This window comes from Acinetobacter sp. GW821-FHT01C12 (assembly GCF_059422625.1).
In genome coordinates, this window is record NZ_JBWKXD010000009.1 from 90,701 (window position 1) to 113,568 (window position 22,868).

27 protein-coding genes are annotated in these 22,868 nt (G+C 38.2%); 13 read left to right on the top strand and 14 right to left on the bottom strand.

Features of this window, described 5'->3' with window-relative positions; all coding sequences use genetic code 11:
• Window position 1: 1 nt before the first annotated feature.
• The 4 genes from AC07WY_RS17200 to gshB form a co-directional block, all read right to left on the bottom strand.
• Entirely contained in the window at window positions 2-931 is a 930-nt protein-coding gene (locus tag AC07WY_RS17200) for a D-alanine--D-alanine ligase (RefSeq protein WP_224964557.1), read from the bottom strand.
• Window positions 932-1,012: 81 nt separating this feature from the next.
• Entirely contained in the window at window positions 1,013-2,461 is a 1,449-nt protein-coding gene (gene murC / locus AC07WY_RS17205; protein WP_004818388.1) for a UDP-N-acetylmuramate--L-alanine ligase, read from the bottom strand.
• 13 nt (window positions 2,462-2,474) lie between these two features.
• A complete protein-coding gene (murG, locus tag AC07WY_RS17210) occupies window positions 2,475-3,572 on the bottom strand; it encodes an undecaprenyldiphospho-muramoylpentapeptide beta-N-acetylglucosaminyltransferase (protein ID WP_262084822.1) in 1,098 nt (365 codons plus the stop codon).
• A gap of 304 nt (window positions 3,573-3,876) precedes the next feature.
• The gene (gshB, locus tag AC07WY_RS17215; protein WP_209828440.1) at window positions 3,877-4,821 is read right to left on the bottom strand and encodes a glutathione synthase; all 945 of its coding nucleotides are present in this window, start codon (window positions 4,819-4,821) and stop codon (window positions 3,877-3,879) included.
• A 110-nt stretch (window positions 4,822-4,931) separates the two neighbouring features.
• Between gshB and AC07WY_RS17220 the strand changes: the two genes are divergently transcribed.
• From AC07WY_RS17220 to AC07WY_RS17235, 4 genes are all read left to right on the top strand, one after another.
• Window positions 4,932-5,126 (top strand): DUF3565 domain-containing protein, encoded by a 195-nt coding sequence (locus AC07WY_RS17220; RefSeq protein ID WP_315972850.1) that lies wholly within the window; start codon window positions 4,932-4,934, stop codon window positions 5,124-5,126.
• Window positions 5,127-5,209: 83 nt separating this feature from the next.
• A complete protein-coding gene (locus AC07WY_RS17225) occupies window positions 5,210-5,620 on the top strand; it encodes a hypothetical protein (protein ID WP_262084819.1) in 411 nt (136 codons plus the stop codon).
• A 66-nt stretch (window positions 5,621-5,686) separates the two neighbouring features.
• Complete coding sequence (locus AC07WY_RS17230; protein WP_494736811.1) at window positions 5,687-6,391, top strand: class I SAM-dependent methyltransferase; 705 nt, start codon at window positions 5,687-5,689, stop codon at window positions 6,389-6,391.
• Window positions 6,392-6,407: 16 nt separating this feature from the next.
• The gene (locus AC07WY_RS17235; RefSeq protein ID WP_494736812.1) at window positions 6,408-7,118 is read left to right on the top strand and encodes a VanW family protein; all 711 of its coding nucleotides are present in this window, start codon (window positions 6,408-6,410) and stop codon (window positions 7,116-7,118) included.
• A 2-nt stretch (window positions 7,119-7,120) separates the two neighbouring features.
• On the opposite strand, the gene AC07WY_RS17240 is transcribed toward AC07WY_RS17235, so the two are convergent.
• Both AC07WY_RS17240 and pyrE read right to left on the bottom strand, forming a co-directional pair.
• Window positions 7,121-7,654, bottom strand: a complete 534-nt coding sequence (locus tag AC07WY_RS17240) for a hypothetical protein (protein WP_004718640.1) — start codon at window positions 7,652-7,654, stop codon at window positions 7,121-7,123.
• Window positions 7,655-7,729: 75 nt separating this feature from the next.
• The gene (pyrE, locus tag AC07WY_RS17245) at window positions 7,730-8,380 is read right to left on the bottom strand and encodes an orotate phosphoribosyltransferase (RefSeq protein WP_004718641.1); all 651 of its coding nucleotides are present in this window, start codon (window positions 8,378-8,380) and stop codon (window positions 7,730-7,732) included.
• A 40-nt stretch (window positions 8,381-8,420) separates the two neighbouring features.
• Here pyrE and AC07WY_RS17250 point away from each other — a divergent pair, with 40 nt between their 5' ends.
• Window positions 8,421-9,239: an exodeoxyribonuclease III gene (locus tag AC07WY_RS17250; protein WP_004818376.1), complete on the top strand. Its 819-nt coding sequence runs from the start codon at window positions 8,421-8,423 to the stop codon at window positions 9,237-9,239.
• Window positions 9,240-9,726: 487 nt separating this feature from the next.
• The gene (locus AC07WY_RS17255; RefSeq protein WP_034611235.1) at window positions 9,727-10,083 is read left to right on the top strand and encodes a Spx/MgsR family RNA polymerase-binding regulatory protein; all 357 of its coding nucleotides are present in this window, start codon (window positions 9,727-9,729) and stop codon (window positions 10,081-10,083) included.
• Window positions 10,084-10,148: 65 nt separating this feature from the next.
• Here AC07WY_RS17255 and AC07WY_RS17260 read toward each other — a convergent pair whose 3' ends face one another.
• Window positions 10,149-10,580: a DUF2147 domain-containing protein gene (locus AC07WY_RS17260; RefSeq protein WP_096732585.1), complete on the bottom strand. Its 432-nt coding sequence runs from the start codon at window positions 10,578-10,580 to the stop codon at window positions 10,149-10,151.
• Window positions 10,581-10,733: 153 nt separating this feature from the next.
• Here AC07WY_RS17260 and AC07WY_RS17265 point away from each other — a divergent pair, with 153 nt between their 5' ends.
• The 3 genes from AC07WY_RS17265 to AC07WY_RS17275 all read left to right on the top strand — a co-directional run bounded on the left by AC07WY_RS17265 (window position 10,734) and on the right by AC07WY_RS17275 (window position 13,954).
• On the top strand, window positions 10,734-11,648 hold the full coding sequence (locus AC07WY_RS17265; protein ID WP_004818371.1) for an alpha/beta hydrolase: 915 nt from the start codon (window positions 10,734-10,736) through the stop codon (window positions 11,646-11,648).
• Window positions 11,649-11,980: 332 nt separating this feature from the next.
• The gene (locus tag AC07WY_RS17270) at window positions 11,981-12,583 is read left to right on the top strand and encodes a GGDEF domain-containing protein (RefSeq protein ID WP_494736813.1); all 603 of its coding nucleotides are present in this window, start codon (window positions 11,981-11,983) and stop codon (window positions 12,581-12,583) included.
• A gap of 183 nt (window positions 12,584-12,766) precedes the next feature.
• A complete protein-coding gene (locus AC07WY_RS17275; RefSeq protein ID WP_494736814.1) occupies window positions 12,767-13,954 on the top strand; it encodes a GGDEF domain-containing protein in 1,188 nt (395 codons plus the stop codon).
• A 15-nt stretch (window positions 13,955-13,969) separates the two neighbouring features.
• On the opposite strand, the gene AC07WY_RS17280 is transcribed toward AC07WY_RS17275, so the two are convergent.
• The 4 genes from AC07WY_RS17280 to AC07WY_RS17295 all read right to left on the bottom strand — a co-directional run bounded on the left by AC07WY_RS17280 (window position 13,970) and on the right by AC07WY_RS17295 (window position 16,669).
• Window positions 13,970-14,650: a glutathione S-transferase family protein gene (locus AC07WY_RS17280; protein WP_494736815.1), complete on the bottom strand. Its 681-nt coding sequence runs from the start codon at window positions 14,648-14,650 to the stop codon at window positions 13,970-13,972.
• Between the two features lie 144 nt (window positions 14,651-14,794).
• Window positions 14,795-15,562 (bottom strand): transporter, encoded by a 768-nt coding sequence (locus AC07WY_RS17285; RefSeq protein WP_004818363.1) that lies wholly within the window; start codon window positions 15,560-15,562, stop codon window positions 14,795-14,797.
• 15 nt (window positions 15,563-15,577) lie between these two features.
• Window positions 15,578-16,120, bottom strand: coding sequence for an ankyrin repeat domain-containing protein (locus AC07WY_RS17290; RefSeq protein ID WP_262084811.1), 543 nt, complete (start codon window positions 16,118-16,120; stop codon window positions 15,578-15,580).
• 195 nt (window positions 16,121-16,315) lie between these two features.
• Entirely contained in the window at window positions 16,316-16,669 is a 354-nt protein-coding gene (locus AC07WY_RS17295; RefSeq protein WP_004718651.1) for an HPF/RaiA family ribosome-associated protein, read from the bottom strand.
• Window positions 16,670-17,172: 503 nt separating this feature from the next.
• Between AC07WY_RS17295 and AC07WY_RS17300 the strand changes: the two genes are divergently transcribed.
• The 4 genes from AC07WY_RS17300 to AC07WY_RS17315 all read left to right on the top strand — a co-directional run bounded on the left by AC07WY_RS17300 (window position 17,173) and on the right by AC07WY_RS17315 (window position 20,144).
• Window positions 17,173-17,895, top strand: coding sequence for an outer membrane protein OmpK (locus AC07WY_RS17300; RefSeq protein WP_262084810.1), 723 nt, complete (start codon window positions 17,173-17,175; stop codon window positions 17,893-17,895).
• Between the two features lie 113 nt (window positions 17,896-18,008).
• On the top strand, window positions 18,009-18,512 hold the full coding sequence (locus tag AC07WY_RS17305) for a GNAT family N-acetyltransferase (protein WP_096732573.1): 504 nt from the start codon (window positions 18,009-18,011) through the stop codon (window positions 18,510-18,512).
• Between the two features lie 105 nt (window positions 18,513-18,617).
• Window positions 18,618-19,358, top strand: coding sequence for a hypothetical protein (locus AC07WY_RS17310; protein ID WP_494736816.1), 741 nt, complete (start codon window positions 18,618-18,620; stop codon window positions 19,356-19,358).
• 87 nt (window positions 19,359-19,445) lie between these two features.
• A complete protein-coding gene (locus tag AC07WY_RS17315) occupies window positions 19,446-20,144 on the top strand; it encodes a phospholipase D family protein (protein ID WP_154129934.1) in 699 nt (232 codons plus the stop codon).
• 107 nt (window positions 20,145-20,251) lie between these two features.
• Here the strand turns inward: AC07WY_RS17315 and urtE are convergent, their stop codons facing one another.
• The 3 genes from urtE to urtC are packed head-to-tail and all read right to left on the bottom strand — an operon-like array spanning window position 20,252 to window position 22,867.
• Window positions 20,252-20,950, bottom strand: coding sequence for an urea ABC transporter ATP-binding subunit UrtE (gene urtE, locus AC07WY_RS17320; protein WP_151957495.1), 699 nt, complete (start codon window positions 20,948-20,950; stop codon window positions 20,252-20,254).
• A gap of 10 nt (window positions 20,951-20,960) precedes the next feature.
• Window positions 20,961-21,797 carry an urea ABC transporter ATP-binding protein UrtD gene (urtD, locus tag AC07WY_RS17325; protein WP_410004151.1) on the bottom strand — a complete coding sequence of 279 codons (837 nt, stop codon included), beginning with the start codon at window positions 21,795-21,797 and terminating at the stop codon, window positions 20,961-20,963.
• Entirely contained in the window at window positions 21,797-22,867 is a 1,071-nt protein-coding gene (urtC, locus tag AC07WY_RS17330; protein WP_262084808.1) for an urea ABC transporter permease subunit UrtC, read from the bottom strand. The genes urtD and urtC overlap by 1 nt, the downstream gene beginning before the upstream one ends.
• Window position 22,868 lies beyond the last annotated feature (1 nt).

Here is a 22,868-nt window from a genome sequence, read left to right on the forward strand (position 1 = left end):
CTTAGTGTGCTTGTTCCGTGAGCGTTTGCGCTAAAATCGCAACACACAATTCATCAAAGCTATAACCTACAGCTTTTGCGGCTTTAGGTACAAGCGAGTGACTGGTCATGCCAGGCACTGTATTCACTTCTAACAACCAGAAATGACCTTGTTCATCTAACATCGCATCAATCCGTCCCCAACCACTGGCACCGACTGCTTGGAAAGCACGTAAACACAATTCTTGTAAGTTCTTTTCTTGTGACTCGCTTAAACCACATGGAATACCATATTCCACGTCATTACGGTTATATTTTGCTTCATAGTCATAGAATGCAACATCAGCAGGTGGTTGCAAACGAATCACGGGTAATGGCAAACCATTGAGGAAAGAAATGGTATATTCACGCCCCGTGATCCATTTTTCAGCCATCACCACAGCATCATGTACTGTGGCCTTTTCAATTGCAGCAGCAAGGTCTTCAGCTTTTTCAACCTTGCTCATACCAACACTAGAACCTTCATGTACAGGCTTAATGATTAATGGTAAGCCAAGGCTTTCAATCACTTCAGTTAAATCAGAATCTTTGGAAATAATACGATACGGTGCAGTCGGTAAATCTGAACCTTGCCAGATTTGTTTGGTTTTAACTTTGTCCATCCCAATCGCTGAACCCTGAACCCCTGTACCTGTATACGGTACATTCATCCATTCTAACGCGCCTTGGATTTGACCATCTTCACCACCACGACCATGCAATACAATAAATGCGCGATCATAGCCCACAAGTTCCGTCACGCTACGTTCTTGAGGATCGAAGCCTTCCGCATTCACACCCGAACGTAATAATGCTTCTAAAACAGCTTTACCACTATCTAATGACACCTCACGCTCAGCAGATTTCCCACCAAGCAACACCGCTACTTTGCCGAATTTAGAAGCATTTGACACGTTTAAATCCTTAAACTTATAAGTTAGTCAATTTAATTTCGAGGCTTTATTCAAATCCAAATTTAAACAAAGCCAAATCAATTATTTTAAATACAGTTGGTTTTGAGCCAATTCTACAGAAATTGCTCCCACGTTACCTGCACCTTGTGTTAATAACAAGTCATTCGCTTGTAACACTTTTTGTATCGCGTTCTGCAAATTGCCTTCCACTGGGTCAATCAAGATCGGCTCAACTTCACCACGCAGGCGAATACTCCGAGCTAATGAACGACTATCTGCACCAACAATCGGTTTCTCACCTGCAGGATATACTTCTAACAACAACAATTGATCGACTTGTGACAACACATCTACAAAATCATCAAAACAGTCACGAGTACGACTATAACGGTGTGGCTGAAACATCATCACCAAGCGACGATCTGGATGGCTGGCACGTGCAGCTTTAATGGTCGCTTCAACTTCTTTCGGGTGATGCCCATAATCATCTACAAGTTTTACTGTACCTTCATCCAATTCAAACTCACCTTGAACTTGGAAACGACGACCTACACCACTAAAGCTTTCTAAGGCACGTGCAATCGCAGCATCAGACACACCTTCATCTGTTGCAATACCAATCGCAGCCAGTGCGTTTAGAATATTATGTAAACCTGGAAGATTAATGGTTAAACGTAATGGCTCACGACCTTTACGTAATACAGTAAAGCTTGACTGCATACCGACTTGTTCAACATCAATTGCTCGAATGTCATTGTCTTCATTAAAACCATAGGTCAATACTGGACGACCAATACGTGGCATGATTTCACGAATATTGGCATCATCACCACACACTACAGCCAAGCCATAGAACGGCATTTTCTGTAAGAATTTGATAAAGGTGTCTTTAAGTACATCAAAACTACCGCCATAGGTATCCATATGATCTGCATCAATATTGGTAACAATGGCCGCCATAGGCTCAAGATGTAAAAATGATGCATCTGATTCGTCTGCTTCTGCGACAATAAAACGACTAGCACCCAACGCAGCATTAACACCGGTACGGTTTAACAGACCACCGATCACATAAGTTGGATCCATGTTTTCTTCTGCCAACATGCAGGTCACTAAACTGGTTGTGGTGGTTTTACCATGAGTTCCTGCAACGGCGATACCATGACGATAACGCATCAATTCACCCAACATTTCTGCACGACGAACTACGGGTATACGATTTTCAATTGCTGCTTTTACTTCTAAATTTTCAGGGTCAATTGCAGTAGAAACAACCAGTACATTTGCACCTTTGATATTGTCTGCCGTATGTCCAATAAAAACTTTAATGCCGTTTTCTTCAAGTTGAACCGTTGTTTTTGATGCCTTAATGTCAGAACCAGAAACCTTATAGCCTTGGTTTTTCAATACTTCTGCAATACCACACATCCCAGCGCCACCAATACCCACAAAATGGATATGTTTAATACGGCGCATCTCTGGAATTTTAATTAGGTTTTTTGCTTTATCAGCAGGGCTTGTTGGAGACATAATCAACTCTAACTTACAAATCTTGAATTAAACCAACCACACGTTGTGTTGCATCTGGTTGAGCTTGTTGACGAGCTTTTACCGCCATTTCCATCAGTAATTGGCGGTTCATCAACGGTGTTAGTAAATCCTTTAACGAATCTGGAGTCATGCTCTGTTGCGGACAGATTTTCGCCGCACCTGTTTTCTCCAAAAATCGTGCATTGGCAGTTTGGTGATCATCCACCGCACTTGGTAATGGCACAAATACAGCCGCCACACCAGCCGTCGCCACTTCAGTGACTGTTAAGGCACCTGCACGACAAATAATTAAATCTGCGTTGCTATAGGCCAGTGCCATATCTTCAATAAATTGCTGAACCTCAACCTGTATATTTGCAGGTGCATCCGCATATAGAGCCTGTGTGGTCTCTTGCTTATTTTGCCCGCATTGATGAAACACTTTTAATGGAACATCAAATTGTTTTAAGGCTTGAGGTACACATTCATTCAGGGCTTGCGCACCCAAAGAACCGCCAACAATTAAAACATGTAAGGGTTCAGCCGCATTTTCGCGTTCTTTATAACGAAAAGAAGGATTATAAATTGCGGTAATTTCTGACCGTACAGGATTACCTGTCATCACAATTTTTTCACTTTTCGGAAAAGTATCTGGAAATGCTTCGCAGACTTTTTTAGCAATTCTTGAAAGCTGGGTATTGGTAAAGCCTGCCACTGCATTTTGTTCGTGAATAATCACAGGAATACCCAACAGACGTGCAGCCAAACCACCCGGACCCGCAACATAACCGCCAAAACCAGCCACTGCATCGACATTGAGCTGTTTCATATAGCGCATTGCGCTCAAGGTTGCTTTTAAAATTTTAAAGGGTGCCGCTAATTTACGTACAATACCGTTGCCACGTACACCTTGAATGTCAATGTGATAGATTGGAATATCATGTTGTTTTAAAAGTCGATTTTCCATACCTGTCGGAGTCGCCAACCAAGACACTTGGCTGCCTTGTTGTTGCAATTCTTTTGCAACTGCCAGTGCAGGGAATACATGTCCACCTGTACCTGCCGCCATCATCATGATGTGTTTCGGTGTGCTTTGCTGGGGTTCGGTCACGGTCTAATTCTTCAATGCAAAAATAAATATTTAACGAATATCTTAAACAACCAATTGTAATCACAATCCGCTATGGGGAAAAGTTCATTTACTTTTTTTCACCAAGCCTTTCATTGTTTTTTTCTACTGATTTGAAAGTTTAAACTACTTTTATCATTAATCCGTTAAAAAAAGTGGAATTAAACGTTATTTTTTTATATTTCTCGATGATTTATCATTTTTATAGCCAATCGACAGCAAAAAAATAGAGCCATGAACGACTCTATTTTTTAGTTGAGATTTAAAATGCATTATCCAGCTTAAATTAAACTGACTGACCAGCTTCTAGTACATTAAACAAATCATCTGCAATTGAAGTACCAAATTGATCATCAATTTCACGGATACAGGTTGGACTGGTGACATTGATTTCAGTGACATAATTTCCAATCACATCTAATCCGACAAAAACCAAACCCTTGGCTTTTAAGAATGGTCCAACTTTGGCGGCGATGGCTTTGTCATTTTCAGTCAATGGACGAGCTTCACCCAAACCACCTGCTGCCAAATTCCCTCGCACTTCACCATTTTGAGGAATACGAGCCAAGCAATAAGGTACAGGCTCACCATTAATCATCAAAATACGTTTATCACCATCCACAATTTCAGGGATATAACGTTGTGCCATAATCGGTTGTGTGCCATTTTCAGTTAAAATTTCAATGGTTGAACCAATATTGACCCCATCTTGATATAAACGGAAGATCCCCATTCCACCCATACCATCCAGTGGCTTAACAATAACGTCACCATGTTCTTTTAAGAACTCACGAATCAAACTTTGTTGTGAAGTCACTAAAGTGGGTACTTGTAGATCTGGAAATTGGGTCGCAAACAATTTTTCATTACAGTCACGCAAACTTTGTGGTTTGTTAATAATCCACACCCCTTCACGCTCTGCCTGTTCCAAAATATAAGTGGTATAAACAAAGTTCATGTCAAAAGGCGGATCTTTACGCATCAACACCACATCATAAGCAGCAAGTGACTCTTTGGCTTTTTCACCTAACTCATAGTAGTGATCATAATCTTCAAAAACCTGAAGCGGTGAAATCAAACCAAATGCTTTGCCTTGGTCAATATATAAATCTTGTTGTAATGCATAGCCTAACTCATGCCCTCGACGTGCAGCCGCCCATAACATTGCCATTGTTGAGTCTTTTTTCAGGTTTACACTTTCGATGGGATCCATCACAACAAGTACGCGCATATTGATGCTCTTATAAAATTTTGGATTGAATGCAGTATAGCGGAGAATCTGGTGTACTTTTTCGAAATTTCGCTAAACTCTTAGCAATTATTGTGAATATGATGATCGAAATGCAACAAGCCATTGTGGGATTTCATTTGGATGAGGAGCAACATTATGTTGCTGAACTTGCGTGTGGGCATCAACAACATGTGCGGCATCTTCCACCTTGGCAGAATCGTCCGTGGGTGTTGACAGAGCAAGGACGGCAGGAAAAAATAGGCATGCCGTTAGAGTGTAAGGCTTGTGAAATAACCCAGAAATGAGCCTTCAAATAAAATAATATTCGGAGTAGGATTGACTCTAAATCAATATTTTCGACGAATAAAACAATAGTGGGATATATAACATGTTGAAAAAAAATATTTATATTGCGTGTTCTATTTTATTTATTGCATCAAATACATTTGCGCAAAAAAATGATTTATTACAAGGTTATTGGGCGATGTTGCCTTTGAACAATGGAATTGCCAATGTCGCTTATTTTGATGGCAAAGACACCGCTACCTTATATCCTTTTGAGTGTGACTTTAAAAATAAAACCGTCAGTTCGCCAGAACCACCTGAGGTTTCAAAATACAAAATTAAAAATAACAGCATCTATTTGCTTTACCCAGATGAAGCAGCAAACCAAACGCTCGTCATCAAAGCATTAAAAAAAGATCAGTTGGTATTAGAACAGACCTTTCTTGAAAATTATGCCTTAACCTATACCTATCAAAAAGTAGAAGGTATAAAAAATTTATGCCCTACCGCATAGATATAACATCAGCCCAGTAAGTACAAGCACATCAATGGCAAAACAGATAATTAATGCGTGATCACTATGCTAGATCAAAACGACTCATCAGAGATTAAAAATTACTATAACAAACTTGCGCACGACTACGATAACAACCGTTTTAACAACAGTTATGGGCAATATTTAGACCAACAAGAGCGTGCTTTTCTCAAGCGTATTCTCAGTAAAACAGCACCTACACATTGTATGGATATCGGTTGTGGTACAGGTCGTTTACTCGATTATGCCGATTACGGTGTAGATTTCAGCCCTGAAATGCTGAAAGTCGCTAGAGAAAAATATCCGCATAAAATCTTGCTTGAAGGCTCTCTGACTGAAATTCCAATCGAAAACCATCAGCTCGATGTCATTTATAGCTTTCATGTGATCATGCATCAAGACCATACAACCACAGAACAGTTTCTGAATGAGGCGCATCAAAAATTAAAAACCAATGGCAAGCTTATTTTTGATTTCCCCTCTGCCAAACGTCGACAAGCTGTAAAGCATCAACAACAAAGCTGGCATGCTGCTCATCAAATGACATTGGCAGAGATTGAAAAGCTGCTTGGCCCTCAATGGAAGCTGGTTGAAAGTCAGGGCTTTTTATTTTTCCCTATCCATCGTATTCCAACGATTTTACGCCCACTGTTTAGAAGCCTAGACAGCTTGATGTGCCGTTCATTTTTAAAAGAATATGCATCATACTTGGTTGTCGTTTTAGAAAAACAACCGTCAGTAAACAATTAGAATAAGCAGGTGGAATATGCGGCAATATTTACCCAAATCATGGAAACTGCTTTATCAGTTATTACGCAGGTATTGTCGTGAACACCTTTTCTCGAAGCTACCGTTTGCCTTAAAACATCAAGCACTGTGGCAAGCAGACCAGCAAATTTCAACCCAACAAAGTATCAAGATAAATCATTATTTTGAAAATAAAACCCATAACATTGATCTTGCGATTGAGGCCTTAAACGGTTTGGTCATTGAGCCAAATCAAATCTTTTCATTTTGGCATTTGGTAACAGCCCCGACGTTAAACAATGGCTATAAAACAGGACGTAATCTGGTCAATGGAAAAATTTCAGAAGATCTGGGTGGTGGGATCTGTCAAATTTCTTGTTTGCTCTATATGAATGCGTTAAAAGCGGGTTTAACCATCATAGAACGACATTCACATTCGATTGATATTTACCAAGAACATGAACGCTTTACCCCCTTAGGCAGTGATGCAACTGTGGTGTATGGCTATAAGGACTTACAGTTTCAAAATTGTTTAGATCAGGTACTACAGATTCAAATTTTCAGACAACATGACCAACTGGTCGCCACCTTGGTCGCTCAGCAGCATTTAAAGGAATATACACTCAAATTTATTGTTGAGGATTCTAAAACCCATCGAATTGTCCGCACCTTGCAAGACCAAAAACAGATTGAGCAAAGTATCTACTTGCTCAATTCGCATGTTGATTAAGCTTATTTTTCTTGAAATTGTTGTTGGCTATTTTCTATCAAGTATTGATGTGCAGTCCGTGGATCACGCGGTAAGGCCAGTTTGACACGACAGCCCAACTCGATATCATCTTTTTCAAACACAATGATTTCGGCATCCAGCTCTATTGGACGACCAATTTCAAAATCGGTTTGATCTAAACTTTCTCCCAATAAGTCTGCATATTTCTTTTCTAAGTGACCAATGGTTAAATCTTGAATCATGACTTTAATCGAGTATTGCTGTCTCGAACATTCAGGTTCACGTTGAATACGTGATTTCTTGATATAACTGTTCTCAGATGCTCTTAACATCAATTCATTGATTAATTTTTTTTGGGCGTGCACGTTGATATTTAAAACCAGCTCAAACTGTTCTAAACCTTTCCATTGAAATGGATATTGCCGAAAAAACATATCCCGCTCAAATTGGTAACGTTGCCAACGTCGTTGGTCGATATGTTTGACCAGCATAATGCCAAGTACAGCAACCACGACGATTATCAATAGAATGAACATTTAAAATGGCACCTAATCCTTTATAGTCCATAAAAATAAGGAGCTTATGCTCCTTATCTTATCCTTTTTTTTAACTTATATACCATATTTCACACGGTAAGCTTCCATTTTTGCTAAAGCATCTTGCTCGCCTTTAGCATCTAGATAATCCATTAAGTCTTTCATGCTAATTAAAGCATGCACTGGAATCTCAAGTTCTTGTTGAACTTCTTGGATGGCAGACAATTGACCTTGCCCTTTTTCTTGACGATCTAGCGCAACCAATACGCCTGCAATTGTCGCACCTGCGTTTTTAAGAATTGTGACAACTTCACGAATTGCGGTACCCGCAGTAATCACATCATCAATAATCCAGACTTTTTTACCTTCTACTGAAGCACCGACCAATACACCGCCTTCACCATGGTCTTTGGCTTCTTTACGGTTAAAGCCCCAAGGCACACTTACACCATGTACTTGTGACAAAGCCACAGCTGTTGCTGCAACAAAAGGAATTCCTTTATATGCAGGCCCAAAGATCACTTCAACGTTGTTACATTGTGTTAATTTATCTGCATAACCTTGAGCTAAAAGCGATAATGCTTCACCATCGTTGAGTAAACCTGCATTAAAAAAATAAGGGCTCACACGGCCCGATTTTAAAGTAAACTCACCAAATTTAAGCACACCACGTGATAATGCGAGTTCGATAAAAGCTTGCGGGTTAAACTGAGCTGGCGTTGACATGAGGTGCTCCAAAATTCATACATTGAGGTTATGACTGCGCATGATACCAAAGAGTAGCTATCCAAGTGATCAAAAAATTTTAAGAGTTGTCTCAATTAACGTAAATGGCTTACGTTCATCCGTCACTAAAGGCCTACTTGAATGGATGGAAAAGTCAGATGCCGACGTGATCTGTATCCAAGAAAGCCGTATTACGCATGAACAATGGACCGATAAATTTAAACCCGAAGGTTGGTTTACCCATTTGTTCCCTGCGGAAAAATCAGGCTATGCAGGTACAGCGATTTACAGTCGCTTGCCGTTTAAATCGATCCAGAATGGTTTGGGTTTTGAACTTGCCGATAGCCAAGGTCGTTTTATTAGCGCGGAATTTGATGTCGGTTTAGCCAAACCTGTGCATATCTGCTCGCTGTATTTACCTTCAGGTTCATCAGGTGATGAAGCACAAGCCCGTAAAGATCACTTCTTAGAAGAATATCGAAAAATTTTAAAACAATGGCGTGATGAAGATAAGTCAATCATTGTATGTGGCGATTACAATATTGTGCATAAACGAATTGATATTAAAAACTGGTCAGGCAACCAAAAATCTTCAGGTTGTTTACCGCATGAACGTGCTTGGTTAGATCATATTTATGACGAACTGGGCTATGTCGATACATTTCGTGAAGTACGTAAAGAAGCTGAACTGTATTCTTGGTGGTCGAATCGTGGACAAGCGCGCGCTAAAAATGTCGGTTGGCGAATTGATTATCAAGCATGCTCACCTGACTGGAAGGATCGCACAGTCAATGCCTGGGTCTATAAAGATGAATGGTATAGCGACCATGCCCCTGTGATTATTGATTATCAAATTTAAACAGCCCTATGCTCAATTTTTAAATAAAAATTGAGCAATTTTGTGAACAAGTGTTCACTGATTACAAGGCAATAACTTACAAATTTTGTCGTGTTATCTTATATTTTCTTCATATCAACAAGCGCATTATACACGCACGGCACAGGGACATTGTCAGGATGACAGCAAAAGGATAGGACGCCGTAGGAAGAAAAGGAAATAAGTATTTTTAATATTTATTTTTCAAGGATGTGACATTGGACGTTGTAATGAGACCCGCATAATCAGGATGATTAGATGCGGGTTTTCTCTTTTTTTTATTTTTAAAATTTAAATCATTTAATCAGCCAGTCTGCTGCTCGCTTCAATAAAATATTAAGCGCAAATTGTTAAATTCTGATGACAGCAATCATGCCTTTTAAAATATTTTATCTATTCTTATACTGTACATATTGGCAATTTTGCTACTCTTTCTGTCAAATCAAACAATTGAATATTAGGTTAAGACATGTTGAAAATTTATGGAATCAAAAATTGTAACTCCATGAAAAAAGCTTTTGATTTACTGACTGAACTTGGCTTGAGTTATGAGTTTCATGATTATAAAAAACAAGGCATAGATGCAGAGACGGTTAAACAATGGCTCGATCATATTGGGCAAGATCTTGTACTCAATAAAAAAGGTACAACGTGGAAAAAACTCAGTGAACAAGAACAACAACTGGCCTTATCGAGTGAACAAGCACTGATTCAAGCGCTAACCACACACACTAGTTTAATCAAACGCCCCGTGATTGATCAAAATGGCCAATATGTAATTGGTTTTGATGAAGATAAAATTAAAGCTTTAAAACTTACAGCATAAAAATAATCGAGCAACAAAAAGCCTGATCGATAGTTCAGGCTTTTTGTTGTGGTGAATCAATGTGCTTAGTTTGCACGCACCCAAGTTTGGTTGCGACCTAAAGCAGAAATACCCATATAACCACGTAACTTTAACTGGTTACCAGCAAGTTCACCTTTGAGCTTATAGGTCTTGCCATTTTTAGGATCTAGAATCGTACCATTGTCATAGTTTTTACCACCAACATTTTTTAAACCATTGACAATCGTCACACCTTTCAATGATTTATTGTGGTAAGGACCTTCACATTTGGTACAAGAGTTTTCTTCACCTGGCGTTAAAATACTTTGAATCGTTGCCGTCAATGTTCCATTTTTTTGTTCAGTGAATTTCACAATTGCTTTGGGCTGTTTCGTTGTATCATCAATTGTTTTCCAAACTGTTCCATTGAGTGGATCCGCAGCATTTGCAAGAACTGTTGCTGATAATAAGCCTAATGCAAGTACAATTTTTTTCATTGTTTTGTTTTCCCTAGTCTAATTGACACTTTATAGTATCAAAAATTTACGTCGATTTAGCAATTCTTGAATGTGACTATATAGTGTACCCTTGTAACAAATGTTGATAAATCAACAAAAATAAAGTCAAAAGTTTAACAATATGGAAGGAACATGAAGATTAACTCAGCTCTGAAACAATATCTTACAGAATCTATTCTTAAATCTAGCTTCAAATTTCCCAGTCGTTTCAATCTTCCCCCTGCAACTGCACGTTTTGGAATAGAACAACTTGCACGTGTTTTTCCACAACGTAAAGATGTACAGATTCGTTCTTTGCGCATAGCTGGGATTCGGGCAGAAGAAATTAAACCGCAAGCGCATGCAACCCAAATGATTTTCCATATTCATGGTGGAGCATTTTTTGTCGGTTCAATCAAAACCCATCGCGCGTTTTTATCTGAAGTTGCTGCACGTACACAAATGCAAGTTTTACATGTCGATTACCCGCTCGCACCTGAAAGCAAATTTCCTGAAGCAGGTGATGCAATTTATGATATTTATCAGCAACTTTTAGATCAAGGTGTGCAAGCGAAAGACATTATTGTGTCAGGTGATTCTTGTGGAGCGAATCTGGCTTTGGCACTCGCTCTACGCATCAAACAAGAAAATAAACAACAACTCCCAAGCGCCTTAATCCTGATGTCACCTTTCTTAGACCTGACTTTAACAGGTGAATCTCTACGCTATAATCAGAAGCATGATGCTTTACTGTCAATCGAAGCACTTGAATCTGGCATTGATTTTTACGTACCAAAAAACATGGATCGTTCTTTACCCCCACTTTCGCCTATATTTGGAGATTTTGCAGGGCTGCCACCGACTTTAGTTCAAATTGGCTCTAAAGAGATTCTGTTGTCAGATGCGCAACGTTTCGAAGAAAAAGCCAAAGCTGCAGGCGTGCAAGTCAATTACAAGCTGTATACGGGAATGTGGCATAATTTCCAAATGTTTAGCCCGTGGTTTGATGAAGCCAAACAATCTTTAGCAGATATTGCTGAATTCGCTCATAAAATTGATAAAGATTAATCCCAATATTGACCAAATGGTGAACAACAAGTGCTTTAAAAGCCAAACTGTTGTTCACCTTTAAAAATAAAATCATCCATTTAAACAAAATGAGCATTCACTAGAATAATAATTATACAATTCATTGGAACTATATTTCTTGTCAGATTTATTTTTAGGGGGTTTTCCCAGTCCGAATAGACTCTTAACCTATACTACAAAGTTAATCACACTTTTTAAAATTATGTATATATCCTTCAAGTATTTACTTCAACTTTAGTTTGAATTTAAGCCAATAAGTTGCTACATTCTAAGTATCAACAATAAAAATCCAAGTGTGGATGGATTAGATTATGCGTAATAAAATTTATTCAGAAAAACGACGTAAAATTCATTCCTTATTCAATCAAGTATTGAAACATTCTTTTATTGCCAAATTAATCCATAAAAACCAACTCAGCAATAATCTGGAAATCGACCCACATACAGGTATTTATAATCAGTTTGCAATTAATACCTATTTAAAAGAGTTACATCCTCAGACTGAATCAAATTTTGGTATCGTTTTACTCAGTGTGGATAACTGGTGTGAAATCAAGAATAAATACAATCCAAAAATCGCACATAAGGCTTTAGCCGCAATCGCCCAAGAGTTATTAAAAAATATCCGTGAAACAGATCTTGTTGGTCGTTATAGCGAATCTGAATTTATTTTAATTCTCAGTGATGTTACTCAAGATCAAGCTCATCATATCGCAGATCGTCTATCACTTTTAATGAATCATTATGATTTAAAGATCAATAACAAAGTCATTCCACTTCAAACAAGTTGTGGCGCGTCTGTTTCTAAACATGACAGCATGAGTAATGTGGTATTACAGCAAGCAGACCAAGCGTTATATATTGCGAAAACCAATCGCAAAGCTTGTTATACGGGTACAGGTGTTTTATCTTAAAACATCTGTATATTTAAAAAAAATTACACTACTATTTATTTTATATTAATAATAAAATATTCTTTCATTAACAAATAAATGATAACAATTCTTTGTTTTAATAAATTTTAATCACTATAATTTAAAAAATTATTAATCAGTACTTAATGAATAGCAAACTGAAAAACCCTGGAATAATTATGAATGAAGGTATCGAATATAGGACTTAATCATTACTGGCAAAAGCTGAAACAACAATTAGATTCAAATATCATTATGAATTGGAGCAGTTTACATAAATGTATCTTGATTCTGTTCCTGACTGTTGCCCTTCATTTATCATGGATTGCTTGGAAAGTTTTTATTTTATTCAATCCAGAAACTTGGCAATGGGTCAATATTTCCTTGATTCGTTCACAACTTGTGGTCAACGCTGGCTCCACTCTACTGCTTTTTTTCCTGATCGCATTTTGTTATTTGTTTCAGAATAAAAAATGGGCAAATACCATCCTCCCCCATATCGTCATCAGTATTTTTATTATCTTAATGCTTGCTGATGGCTTTCTTGTCGGTATCTATAGTCCAGCTACTGTTTTTGCATTCGTGTGTATTTCTGGTGTGGGTTTAATCTTATTCAATAGAAAAATTATTTATCTGCAAATTAGTACTGCCCTGCTGTTCTATATTGCAATGATGTTCTGTACCTATTGGCGCATCATTCCATACGCTCCAATTTTTAATGAACATATGTTGGAAAATAATCGGCATGACAATACCTTCTGGGTGGGAACGATGTTGTATTTTATTGTCCCTATTTTAATTGTATGTTTGATTTTATGTGAAATTTTGCTATCTCAGTGGCGCTATAGAGAATCATTAATTAAAAAACTCAGTGAAACGGATCCACTGACCAATTTATATAATCGTCGTTTTTTTAATGAAAAGCTTGATGATATCCAAAATAAGCAAACCCACTACGCCATTATCTTAATTGATATTGATCATTTCAAAGAAATCAATGATTTATATGGACATCATTTTGGTGATGAAGCATTGTGTCAAGTTGCCAAATTATTATCATCTCACATTCGTCAGTCAGATATTGTGGCTCGTTATGGCGGTGAAGAATTTATTATTGCCTTGCCTGAAACTTCTTTAAACATTGCTCAAGCACTTGCTGAACGCTGCCGATTGGCGATTCAAAACCAAGTGCTTGAATCGCTTGATCATCATTATGTTCAGCTGACCGCCAGTTTTGGCATTGCCACCTCGAATGACGAAGACAATATCAACAAAATTATTCATCTCGCAGACAAAGCGCTATATCGGGCCAAACAATCCGGGCGCAATCAAGTGCAGCTCTATCATGCTCAAATCAATGAAATAGCTTAAGCGGTATTCAATAGATTAAACTTGGCTACGATATTGTTCTTCACACGCTACAAATCGAAATTCTGCATGGGCTTCTGCTATCCATTGTTGTATAGCAGGGACCGCTAATATCTTGTCGATATAACGCTGACTGCTCGCTGATACGGCAATACCATAACCGATGAAACGCATCACAACTGGCGCATAAAAAGCATCGACAATCGTAAATTCATCACCACATAAAAAACTGTCAGGGTGTGGTCGCTCCGACCATAATTGTTCAATCCGCTTTACATCGTGCTGTAGTTTTAAATTTTCCTGCCAAAGCTGTGCACCAATATGCTTTAAATCAGCATCTAAATTCATATCACAACAACTACGCAAGGCCATAAAACTACTGTGCATTTCAGCGGACATCGATCTTGCACGTGCACGTTGTTTTACATCTTGAGGCCACAAGTGTTTTTCAGGAAACTTTTCTGCCAGATATTCACAAATCGCCAAAGAATCCCAAATTAAAAAGCCATCGTCCACTAAGGCTGGGACTTTGCCAGTTGGGTTTATTTTTAAAATACTTTGTTTAAATTGGCTATCGATATCAAAGTGATCGAAAGGAATAAGATGCTCTGTAAATGGAATGTTGAAATGCTGAATTACTAACCAAGGTCGCATCGACCACGTCGAATAATTTTTATCACCAATAAACAGTTCTAACATTCTAATACTCCTGTATTTATTACTTATTTTGAACTCAGCATACACAAGATAAGACTGTTCTAAAAGCATTTCAAAAATGCTCGCTTTTAAAACAAATCAAGGAGTAGATCAACTACTCCTTGATGATGTATCAGACTGAATTGGTTAGAATAAGAATGCCACACCTAAACCAGCTTTATAACTACGATCTCGCCCTTCCAAATCGACACCAACACTTCCATCAAGTTGGGTACGTTCATTGACCGCATAGATCAAACCAGAGCCTAGACCATACTTATAGTCTTGGCTTTCTGTTTTTGAATAAACAAACTCAGAGAACCCTGAAAGATTACCTGCAATTTTATAACCAACAGTTGGTACAGCGGTCACTGACCAATGCCCATCTTGCACAGCATAGTTCATGGTGATTCCAGTATTGACCAAATCGTTATACTGGTAAGCTAATGATGTGCCGATGCTATAAATATCATCTTCTTCACTAAAACCATCATTGCCCGTTGCAATCAAGGCTTGAGCCAAAATCGCCATAGATAATTTATCATCTTTTAAGTCGATGGCTTTTTTAATCCCAATAGAAACATCACCTAAGCCAGAGTCATCCTCTTTCATGCCTTTGTATTTGGTTTGTGTCCAAGCTGGACCCTGCCAGCCTAACTGTAATTCCATACTTGAGGTTAAACCAGTACGGAGCAGCATATCGCCATTGAGGGTTACAGTTTTTGCTTTTGCGCCATCTACTTTAGTTTCTGTATAGGTCGCACTTGGAAGACCTTGCTCCCAAGCCAATTGACCCACTGGCGTGATTCCTGTTCCGAAACCTGTTCCAGGACGATCAAAAGAAAATTCTGCTGCCATTGCGCTTATACTTAGACTCGAAGCAAGGGCTAATGTGATTCTATTTAAAATTGCCATATCAAGACTCAAAATTTACGATAATTCTTTGGACATTTTCGCACCACGACTACGTAGTAACTCTAAAGATTCTTTCTCTTCAGGTAAAGCCTGAGACCAATCTATTTGATCAAATTCACAATCAAAGAACAAATCACTGATCGAAGATAAAATGGTCTTACCTTCTTCATCTTTGGTATTCGGATCAACCTTATGATCTAAAAGCTTGTCAATTGCAGGTACACAAGCTGCGCTTGCTGCATCCCACAGTGGACCATAGCACTCTTCAGCGTCCCACAAATAAAAGTTTGCTTTGGCATTTATTAATGCATCCAAAATATCTAAATGTGGTTGTAAATCTTGCGCTTTTTGTTCTGCTGTTAAAGGTTCGCCCGCTTCATAAGCATCACAAATTTTTTCCCACCATTTAAACAATCCATCTGACCAAATCGAAACAGCTGGACCTTTTTCAGGTTCCATAAAGTTTGGATCAAATCCATCTGCAAGCAAACGTTTAACTTGAGCAAGGTCTAAATCTTCTAAAGCCTGTATAAAGACTTGTTGTTGTGCTGATAACATTTTGATCTCACTATTCTATTCCTATACAACATTATGACGAATATTTTTAAAATAGCTTTGAAAAATTTTAATCGTATCGCTTTTATTTTATAAATGGCATTTATTGTTCATTTATGACAAAGAAGACAATCCATAACTCTTTTAGAACAATAAAATTGAAGACCATAAAAAAGCCCCGAAGGGCTTTTTATCAGATCATGCTTCATCTGCATCAGCAAGTTCTAGTTTTCCACCACGTGGATTTTCAATTTTCTCTAATACGTGCTCTAGGCTACGCTTTACGCGATCTATCGCACCGTGTAATGAAAGATCAATGTTTTTCGCTCGATGTTTTACCACGACTGGCTTCAAACCCGCTGCTTTGACCTCAATCATACACTGGATATCATCCGCCCCACCTTTGTCACCGTTCTCATCACTGATATGAACTGAAAACTGGGTAATACGTTCGCTATGACGTTGGAATTCTTGATTTAGCTCATCGCGTACGTAAGTAATTAAACGATCACTATTTCTAATATTTTTATCTGTACGGATTTCTATATTCATAAAAAACATCCTCTTTCTAATCAAAAAACGAGTGCAAAACTTATATTTACGGCACACTTTGCGCCTGCTGTATAAGACAGCTTTTCACCTACAATAAATTGGAACCGTAACTCCTCTATTGCAAAGATGAACACTTTTAACGATCTGCAGATAGGTGTTCTTATACATTCAATATCAGGCCATATTGGAAAATATGCAAGTAGATTTTTAACTTTTTTATGAAAAGAATATGAAAAATGACATCTTGTTACGTTACTTTATAATTAAATGATTTAATTGATTTTTTAATGACTAATTCTGACTAAAAACATCAACTATGTTTAATTCTTAAGCTTTTAATCGGTATAAATTTTAAATCTTTGCTTTAAATATGCGACTCACGTTTTAAAACATTTCACCTCTTGATGTTTACATATTTATTTTCATTCCATCTAATTTTCGCTTTATTTTTATTTAAGAATCTGTATTCTTGAAGCGCTTTTCTTGGGGGAAAGGAAGAATTCATGAAACTTACAAAAATTGCGGCTATCTGCGCAATCGCTTCAACTGCAACTTTGGCTCAAGCTGCGCCTGTTTGGCAAGATTTTAGTATTACTGGTCTTTATGGTGAAAACTATGAATTAACACCAGATGAGAAACAATCTACTATCACTTTTGAGTATGCTGCAAAACTTAAATACGGTGATTTCTTTGCTTTTGCTGACCGTACCAACAGTGATGGTCAGTCGGATACTTATTTTGAGGTTTCTCCACGTCTTAGCTTAGGTGCTGTTTCTGGGAAAAAACTTGAATTAGGCCCAATTAAAGACGTATTAATCGCGACCACTTGGGAAGGTGGTAAAGACATGAACAACTACCTATACGGTGTTGGTGTTGATTTAGCCATTCCTTACTTTCAATATGCGCAATTAAATTTCTACCGTGCCAATAATGAAATCCAAGAAGATGACTATCAATTGACATTTACTTATGGAATTCCATTTAAAATTGCATCTGAAGAATTCCTTGTAGATGGCTTCCTTGATTGGTCAACTGCAGAAAAAGATCAAGTCGCTCACTCAAGCGAGTTGAACTGGACGACACAATGGAAATGGAATGCGGGTAAACACATTTCTCCAGATACGCGTCTATATCTTGGTGTTGAACACTCTGTATGGCACAACAAATATGGCGTTCCAGGCAAAGATGAAAATAATGTCAGTGCTTTAATCAAGTATCATTTCTAAGACTGAGCTAAATCCATTGATTAGAAAGCAAAACTTCGGTTTTGCTTTTTTTATTGCCCTTAAAAATAATTCTTTTTAGAATACCCCTATCAATTTTCCATTGACCTGTATCCATGAATTTTCAGATCCGCCCCGCTCAAGCTTCTGACCTAACTGAGATTATGCGTATTTATAATCATGAAATTGCAACAGGTTTAGCAACATGGAACAGCCAATTAAAGACTTTCGCAGATTACCAACAGTGGTTTCTAGAATTACAACAACAGCAATTTCCACTTTTTGTTGCTGAAGAAACAGCGACTCATGCCATTGCAGGCTATGCCGATTATGCAAGCTTTAGAGCAATCAACGGTTATCTATATACAGTTGAGCACTCTGTTTATATCGACCCAGAATTTACTCGACAAGGGCTCGGCAAACGCTTAATGCTGAAATTGATTGAACATGCTCAACAGCACAATATCCATGTTATGGTTGCTGCAATTGACCATGAAAATACTGGTTCGATTTATCTACACCAACAACTCGGATTTAAACAAACAGGTTACATGCCACAAGTCGGACAAAAATTTGGGAAGTGGCGTGATTTGGTGTTAATGCAATTAAATTTTGATTAAAATAGAGCAGTATTTATACAGCATCCGTCGTAAATTTTTTTGTCGCTTTTTTAAAATTTGTTGTATAACCATAAACAATATTGCTGAACTTCAGAGCGAATATCGATGAATAAAATGATAATCAGTCTATTGGCACCATTTGCATTGATACTTAATACAGCAAGCCATGCTGCTGACTACGATGAACAAAATATAAAACAGGGTTGTGCCAAACTTAGTCAATATCGTAAATTGGGACAAAAATCTTACGACCAGAAAAACTATAAAAAAGCGCTTGATCAGTTTCAAAGACAAGCATCTTGGAGTGCTTTTTGTCAGTCTGTGGGTGAAGAAGACACTGGCATTCGGGTTTCAGATAATGACATCGACATTGCCAATAATAATGTGGGTTTAACGTATAGCAAACTCAATCAACCCTTATGGGCAAGAGCGTGGTTTCAAATTAAACCCACAAAAACCAGTCAATTTAATTTAAAAAAGTTAGTAACACCAAAACCAAACAATGACTTAACAGGAGAATATGCCAGTTATGCAGGTTTTGGCGAATGGAACAATATCACCATTAAAAAACGTGATCAGAAATATCTCATTCAATTCACTGGTCTATGGATGGGTGCTCGAAGCCTGATTTATGGCCCAAATATTGGCGAGTTTGAAACAGAAATGCCTCTTCATGCCAAGAAAGCAAGCTATCGTTTTGAAAATTGTCAAATTGACATCAATTTCACTTATAACGCCTCTTTAGGCAATTTTATTGAAGTGAAAGAATTAAATGAACAAGCCGATTGTGGCTTTGGTATGAATGTTTCATCAACAGGCTATTATCAGAAAGTTGAGCCTCAATAAAATTTTGATTCGGAATTCAAAATAGTTTAGTTTGTTGCATTATATGCTTTAATATCCTTTACTTAATACATAATAATTGGGTGAAAAATGGCAAAATTTCTAAATACGAGCGGTACAAATTTTTTCTTAGAAGAATTGATAAAAAATGCAAAAGAAAGACTGATTTTAATTAGCCCTTATCTTCGGCTTAATGACCGTATCAAAGAATTATTAGAGGATAAAAATCGTTTAAAAATTGATATTCGGATCATTTATGGGAAAAGCGATTTACATCCTGATGAAATTAAATGGATGCAAAAATTAGATTATGTTCGAGTAAGTTTCTGCAAAAATCTTCATGCTAAATGTTATTTAAATGAAACAAGTTGCATTATTTCCAGCTTAAATTTATATGAATTTAGCCAAGTAAATAATAATGAAATGGGGATCTTAATCAATAAAGAAGATGATACTGACGTCTATAAAGATGCCTATGAAGAAGCTCAACGTATCATTCGTATTAGCGATGAGGTTCGAATTTCTCTTGATGAAGTAAAAACAGAAGAAGTGGAAGATAATTCAAAAGAGCTATTAGAGAATTCGAGTAAATTAACTTCCTCAAAACTTGCTGCTAAACATAAGCTTAAAACGCCTGAATTATTAGATAAACTTGTAGCAAAAGGTTTTTTAACTTTAAACGATGGCGGTAAACATTATTTGACTGAACAAGGTAAAACTGTGGGTGGAGAATTCAGGTCAAGCCAATATGGTGGTTATTTTCTGTGGAATGAAAATACAGAAATCTAGACTATTTTCATGTGTATTCGTTTAGCCTTAATCGAATACAAGGGTTGAAAAGAATGAAGTTCTCACTATTCATTTTATAAGTTGAGAGCTTCATTCCTCATTAACCATCAAATCGCCACTAAATCTCGAATCCCCTTTTCAGGCATTTCTTCACCGATGCCCTGTGCAATCACTTGACCACGTGCCATCACGGTATAGTTATCAGCCAGCTCCTCGGCAAAATCATAGAATTGCTCTACAAGTACAATCGCCATTTCGCCACCATCAGCCAATTTGCGAATCACTCGACCAATATCTTTAATAATCGAAGGCTGAATTCCTTCGGTCGGCTCATCTAAAATCAAAACTTTCGGCTCCGATGCTAAAGCACGTGCAATGGCTAATTGCTGTTGCTGACCACCCGATAAATCACCGCCACGGCGATGTTTCATTTCGTCTAAGACAGGAAAAATCTCATATAAATGCTCAGGAACTTTACGGGTTTTTGCGCCTGAAAACTTTGCCATGCCGATCAAAATATTTTCCTCTACAGTCAGGGTTGAGAAAATATCACGCCCTTGAGGAACATAGGCCAAACCCGCGCGTACACGCTGTTCAGGGCTCATTTTAGCAATGTCTTTGCCATCCAATAAGATTTGCCCAGACTTAATCGGTAAAATTCCCATCAAACATTTTAATAAGGTGGTTTTACCCACACCATTCCGTCCTAAAACCACAGAACACTCACCTATCGGTGCAGTTAAAGTCACATCACGGAGAATGTGACTGCCCCCATAAAATTGATTGACGTCTTTTATTTCTAGCATATTGCTCCCCTTAACGTCCTAAATACTTTTCAATCACATCTTCATTGGCTTGTACTTCCGCCAAGGTTCCTTCTGCAAGAATGGCACCTTGTGCCAGAACCGTAACTTTCTCACTGATGGTGTCGATAAAGCTCATATCATGCTCGACCACAACCAATGTATGATTCTTTTTTAATTCCAAACATAACTCTGCTGTGCGTTCAGTTTCAGCATCGGTCATTCCCGCTACAGGCTCATCCAACAAAATCAGTTTAGGTCTTTGCATCAACAGCATGCCAATTTCTAGCCACTGCTTTTGTCCATGTGATAACAATCCCGCAGGCTTTTGAATAAACTCTTGTAAACGAATCTGTTGCAAAGACTCATCCAAAGCCAACTGTGCATCGGAACTTAACTTGCTAAAAAAACTTTTTTTCACGGTTTTGTCTTTTGGTGCAGCAAGGAGCAGATTTTCCATCACGGTAAAATTTTCAAATACAGTTGGTTTCTGAAACTTACGACCAATACCCGCTTCTGCAATTTGCTCTGTACTCATTTTGGCAAGATCATAGTTTTGACCAAAAAAGGCAGAACCTTCGGTAGGACGTGTTTTACCAGTGATGACATCCATCAATGTGGTTTTTCCCGCACCATTTGGCCCAATAATGCAGCGCAACTCCCCTTCTTCAATGTAAAGAGACAAATCATTTAAAGCGCGGAAAGAATCAAACCATACACTGACTTTCTCTAAATAAAGCGCAATACCATGACTGAAATCAGCACCTTCAGCTTTAGGACGACCATAACCCTCACCGATTTGACCACCATGCTGCGAATTTAAGCCCAAATCTGACAATAGCTCTGACATTAGTGATCCTCCTTTTTAAAGCGCTCAAGCAATCCAATCACCCCTTTAGGGAGGAAGATGGTTACAACGATAAATAATGCACCAAGGATCAATAACCATATTTCAGGATATGCAACGGTAAAGTAGGTTTTAACTCCATTGATCAGACCTGCACCTAGAATTGGGCCAATCAATGTGCCACGACCACCTGCCGCAACCCAAACCGCCATTTCAATCGAATTCACAGGATTCATTTCGCTTGGGTTAATGATGCCTGCTTGTGGGACATACAAGGCACCAGCAACTCCGGCAATCACCGCAGAAAGAACCCATGCCGAGAGTTTGTACCACAGGGTGCGATAGCCTAAATATTGCAAACGGTTTTCACTATCACGGATTGCTCCCAATACTCGACCATAAGGCTTATTCATTAAACTACGTAAGCCGATAAAGCTGAGTAACAACACTAAGGCTGTGAGGAAACACAATGTTGCTCGCATAGAAGCAGAGGTAATATCCATCCCAAGAATGGTTTTAAATCCAGTAAAGCCATTGTTCCCACCAAAACCTGTTTCATTGCGGAAGAACAACAGTGCAGCAGCAAAAGTCATGGCTTGGGTGATAATCGAAAAGTACACACCTTTAATTTTGGAACGGAATGCAAAGAATCCAAAGATAAAGGCAATCACGCCTGGTACCAAAATCACCAAAGCCAAAGCCCATAAGAAATGCTGGGTTCCGACCCAGTACCAAGGCAGCTCAGTCCAACTGAGAAAACGCATAAAGTCAGGCAATTGCTCGCCTGCTGACTCTCGCATCAGGTACATACCAAAAGCATAACCACCCAAAGCAAAATATAATCCATGCCCCAAACTTAGAATGCCGGCATAACCCCAAACCAGATCCAAAGCCAGTGCAACCAAGGCGAGACACATGATTTTGCCAATCAAAGTCACCCAGTATGCTGAGAGGTGTAAAGCGGAATCTTGTGGCAACACATGAAACCACGGCAAAATCAGCATCACAGCGAAACATACAGCTATGGCGATTGCACTATAGGGTTTATCTGAAAGTAATGATGTGATTTTCATA

Excerpts from the sequence above, each read along its gene's own strand:
- AC07WY_RS17260 (WP_096732585.1), bottom strand. The coding sequence starts at position 10,580 with ATGAAAAAAATTGTACTTGCATTAGGCTTATTATCAGCAACAGTTCTT.
- murC (WP_004818388.1), bottom strand. The coding sequence starts at position 2,461 with ATGTCTCCAACAAGCCCTGCTGATAAAGCAAAAAACCTAATTAAAATT.
- AC07WY_RS17280 (WP_494736815.1), bottom strand. The coding sequence starts at position 14,650 with ATGTTAGAACTGTTTATTGGTGATAAAAATTATTCGACGTGGTCGATG.
- AC07WY_RS17255 (WP_034611235.1), top strand. The coding sequence starts at position 9,727 with ATGTTGAAAATTTATGGAATCAAAAATTGTAACTCCATGAAAAAAGCT.
- urtD (WP_410004151.1), bottom strand. The coding sequence starts at position 21,797 with ATGTCAGAGCTATTGTCAGATTTGGGCTTAAATTCGCAGCATGGTGGT.
- AC07WY_RS17220 (WP_315972850.1), top strand. The coding sequence starts at position 4,932 with ATGCAACAAGCCATTGTGGGATTTCATTTGGATGAGGAGCAACATTAT.
- gshB (WP_209828440.1), bottom strand. The coding sequence starts at position 4,821 with ATGCGCGTACTTGTTGTGATGGATCCCATCGAAAGTGTAAACCTGAAA.
- AC07WY_RS17285 (WP_004818363.1), bottom strand. The coding sequence starts at position 15,562 with ATGGCAATTTTAAATAGAATCACATTAGCCCTTGCTTCGAGTCTAAGT.
- AC07WY_RS17310 (WP_494736816.1), top strand. The coding sequence starts at position 18,618 with ATGAATAAAATGATAATCAGTCTATTGGCACCATTTGCATTGATACTT.
- AC07WY_RS17275 (WP_494736814.1), top strand. The coding sequence starts at position 12,767 with ATGAAGGTATCGAATATAGGACTTAATCATTACTGGCAAAAGCTGAAA.
- AC07WY_RS17295 (WP_004718651.1), bottom strand. The coding sequence starts at position 16,669 with ATGAATATAGAAATCCGTACAGATAAAAATATTAGAAATAGTGATCGT.
- pyrE (WP_004718641.1), bottom strand. The coding sequence starts at position 8,380 with ATGTCAACGCCAGCTCAGTTTAACCCGCAAGCTTTTATCGAACTCGCA.
- AC07WY_RS17270 (WP_494736813.1), top strand. The coding sequence starts at position 11,981 with ATGCGTAATAAAATTTATTCAGAAAAACGACGTAAAATTCATTCCTTA.
- AC07WY_RS17250 (WP_004818376.1), top strand. The coding sequence starts at position 8,421 with ATGATACCAAAGAGTAGCTATCCAAGTGATCAAAAAATTTTAAGAGTT.
- AC07WY_RS17225 (WP_262084819.1), top strand. The coding sequence starts at position 5,210 with ATGTTGAAAAAAAATATTTATATTGCGTGTTCTATTTTATTTATTGCA.
- AC07WY_RS17230 (WP_494736811.1), top strand. The coding sequence starts at position 5,687 with ATGCTAGATCAAAACGACTCATCAGAGATTAAAAATTACTATAACAAA.
- AC07WY_RS17300 (WP_262084810.1), top strand. The coding sequence starts at position 17,173 with ATGAAACTTACAAAAATTGCGGCTATCTGCGCAATCGCTTCAACTGCA.
- AC07WY_RS17305 (WP_096732573.1), top strand. The coding sequence starts at position 18,009 with ATGAATTTTCAGATCCGCCCCGCTCAAGCTTCTGACCTAACTGAGATT.
- AC07WY_RS17240 (WP_004718640.1), bottom strand. The coding sequence starts at position 7,654 with ATGTTCATTCTATTGATAATCGTCGTGGTTGCTGTACTTGGCATTATG.
- AC07WY_RS17315 (WP_154129934.1), top strand. The coding sequence starts at position 19,446 with ATGGCAAAATTTCTAAATACGAGCGGTACAAATTTTTTCTTAGAAGAA.
- urtE (WP_151957495.1), bottom strand. The coding sequence starts at position 20,950 with ATGCTAGAAATAAAAGACGTCAATCAATTTTATGGGGGCAGTCACATT.
- AC07WY_RS17290 (WP_262084811.1), bottom strand. The coding sequence starts at position 16,120 with ATGTTATCAGCACAACAACAAGTCTTTATACAGGCTTTAGAAGATTTA.
- AC07WY_RS17235 (WP_494736812.1), top strand. The coding sequence starts at position 6,408 with ATGCGGCAATATTTACCCAAATCATGGAAACTGCTTTATCAGTTATTA.
- urtC (WP_262084808.1), bottom strand. The coding sequence starts at position 22,867 with ATGAAAATCACATCATTACTTTCAGATAAACCCTATAGTGCAATCGCC.
- AC07WY_RS17265 (WP_004818371.1), top strand. The coding sequence starts at position 10,734 with ATGAAGATTAACTCAGCTCTGAAACAATATCTTACAGAATCTATTCTT.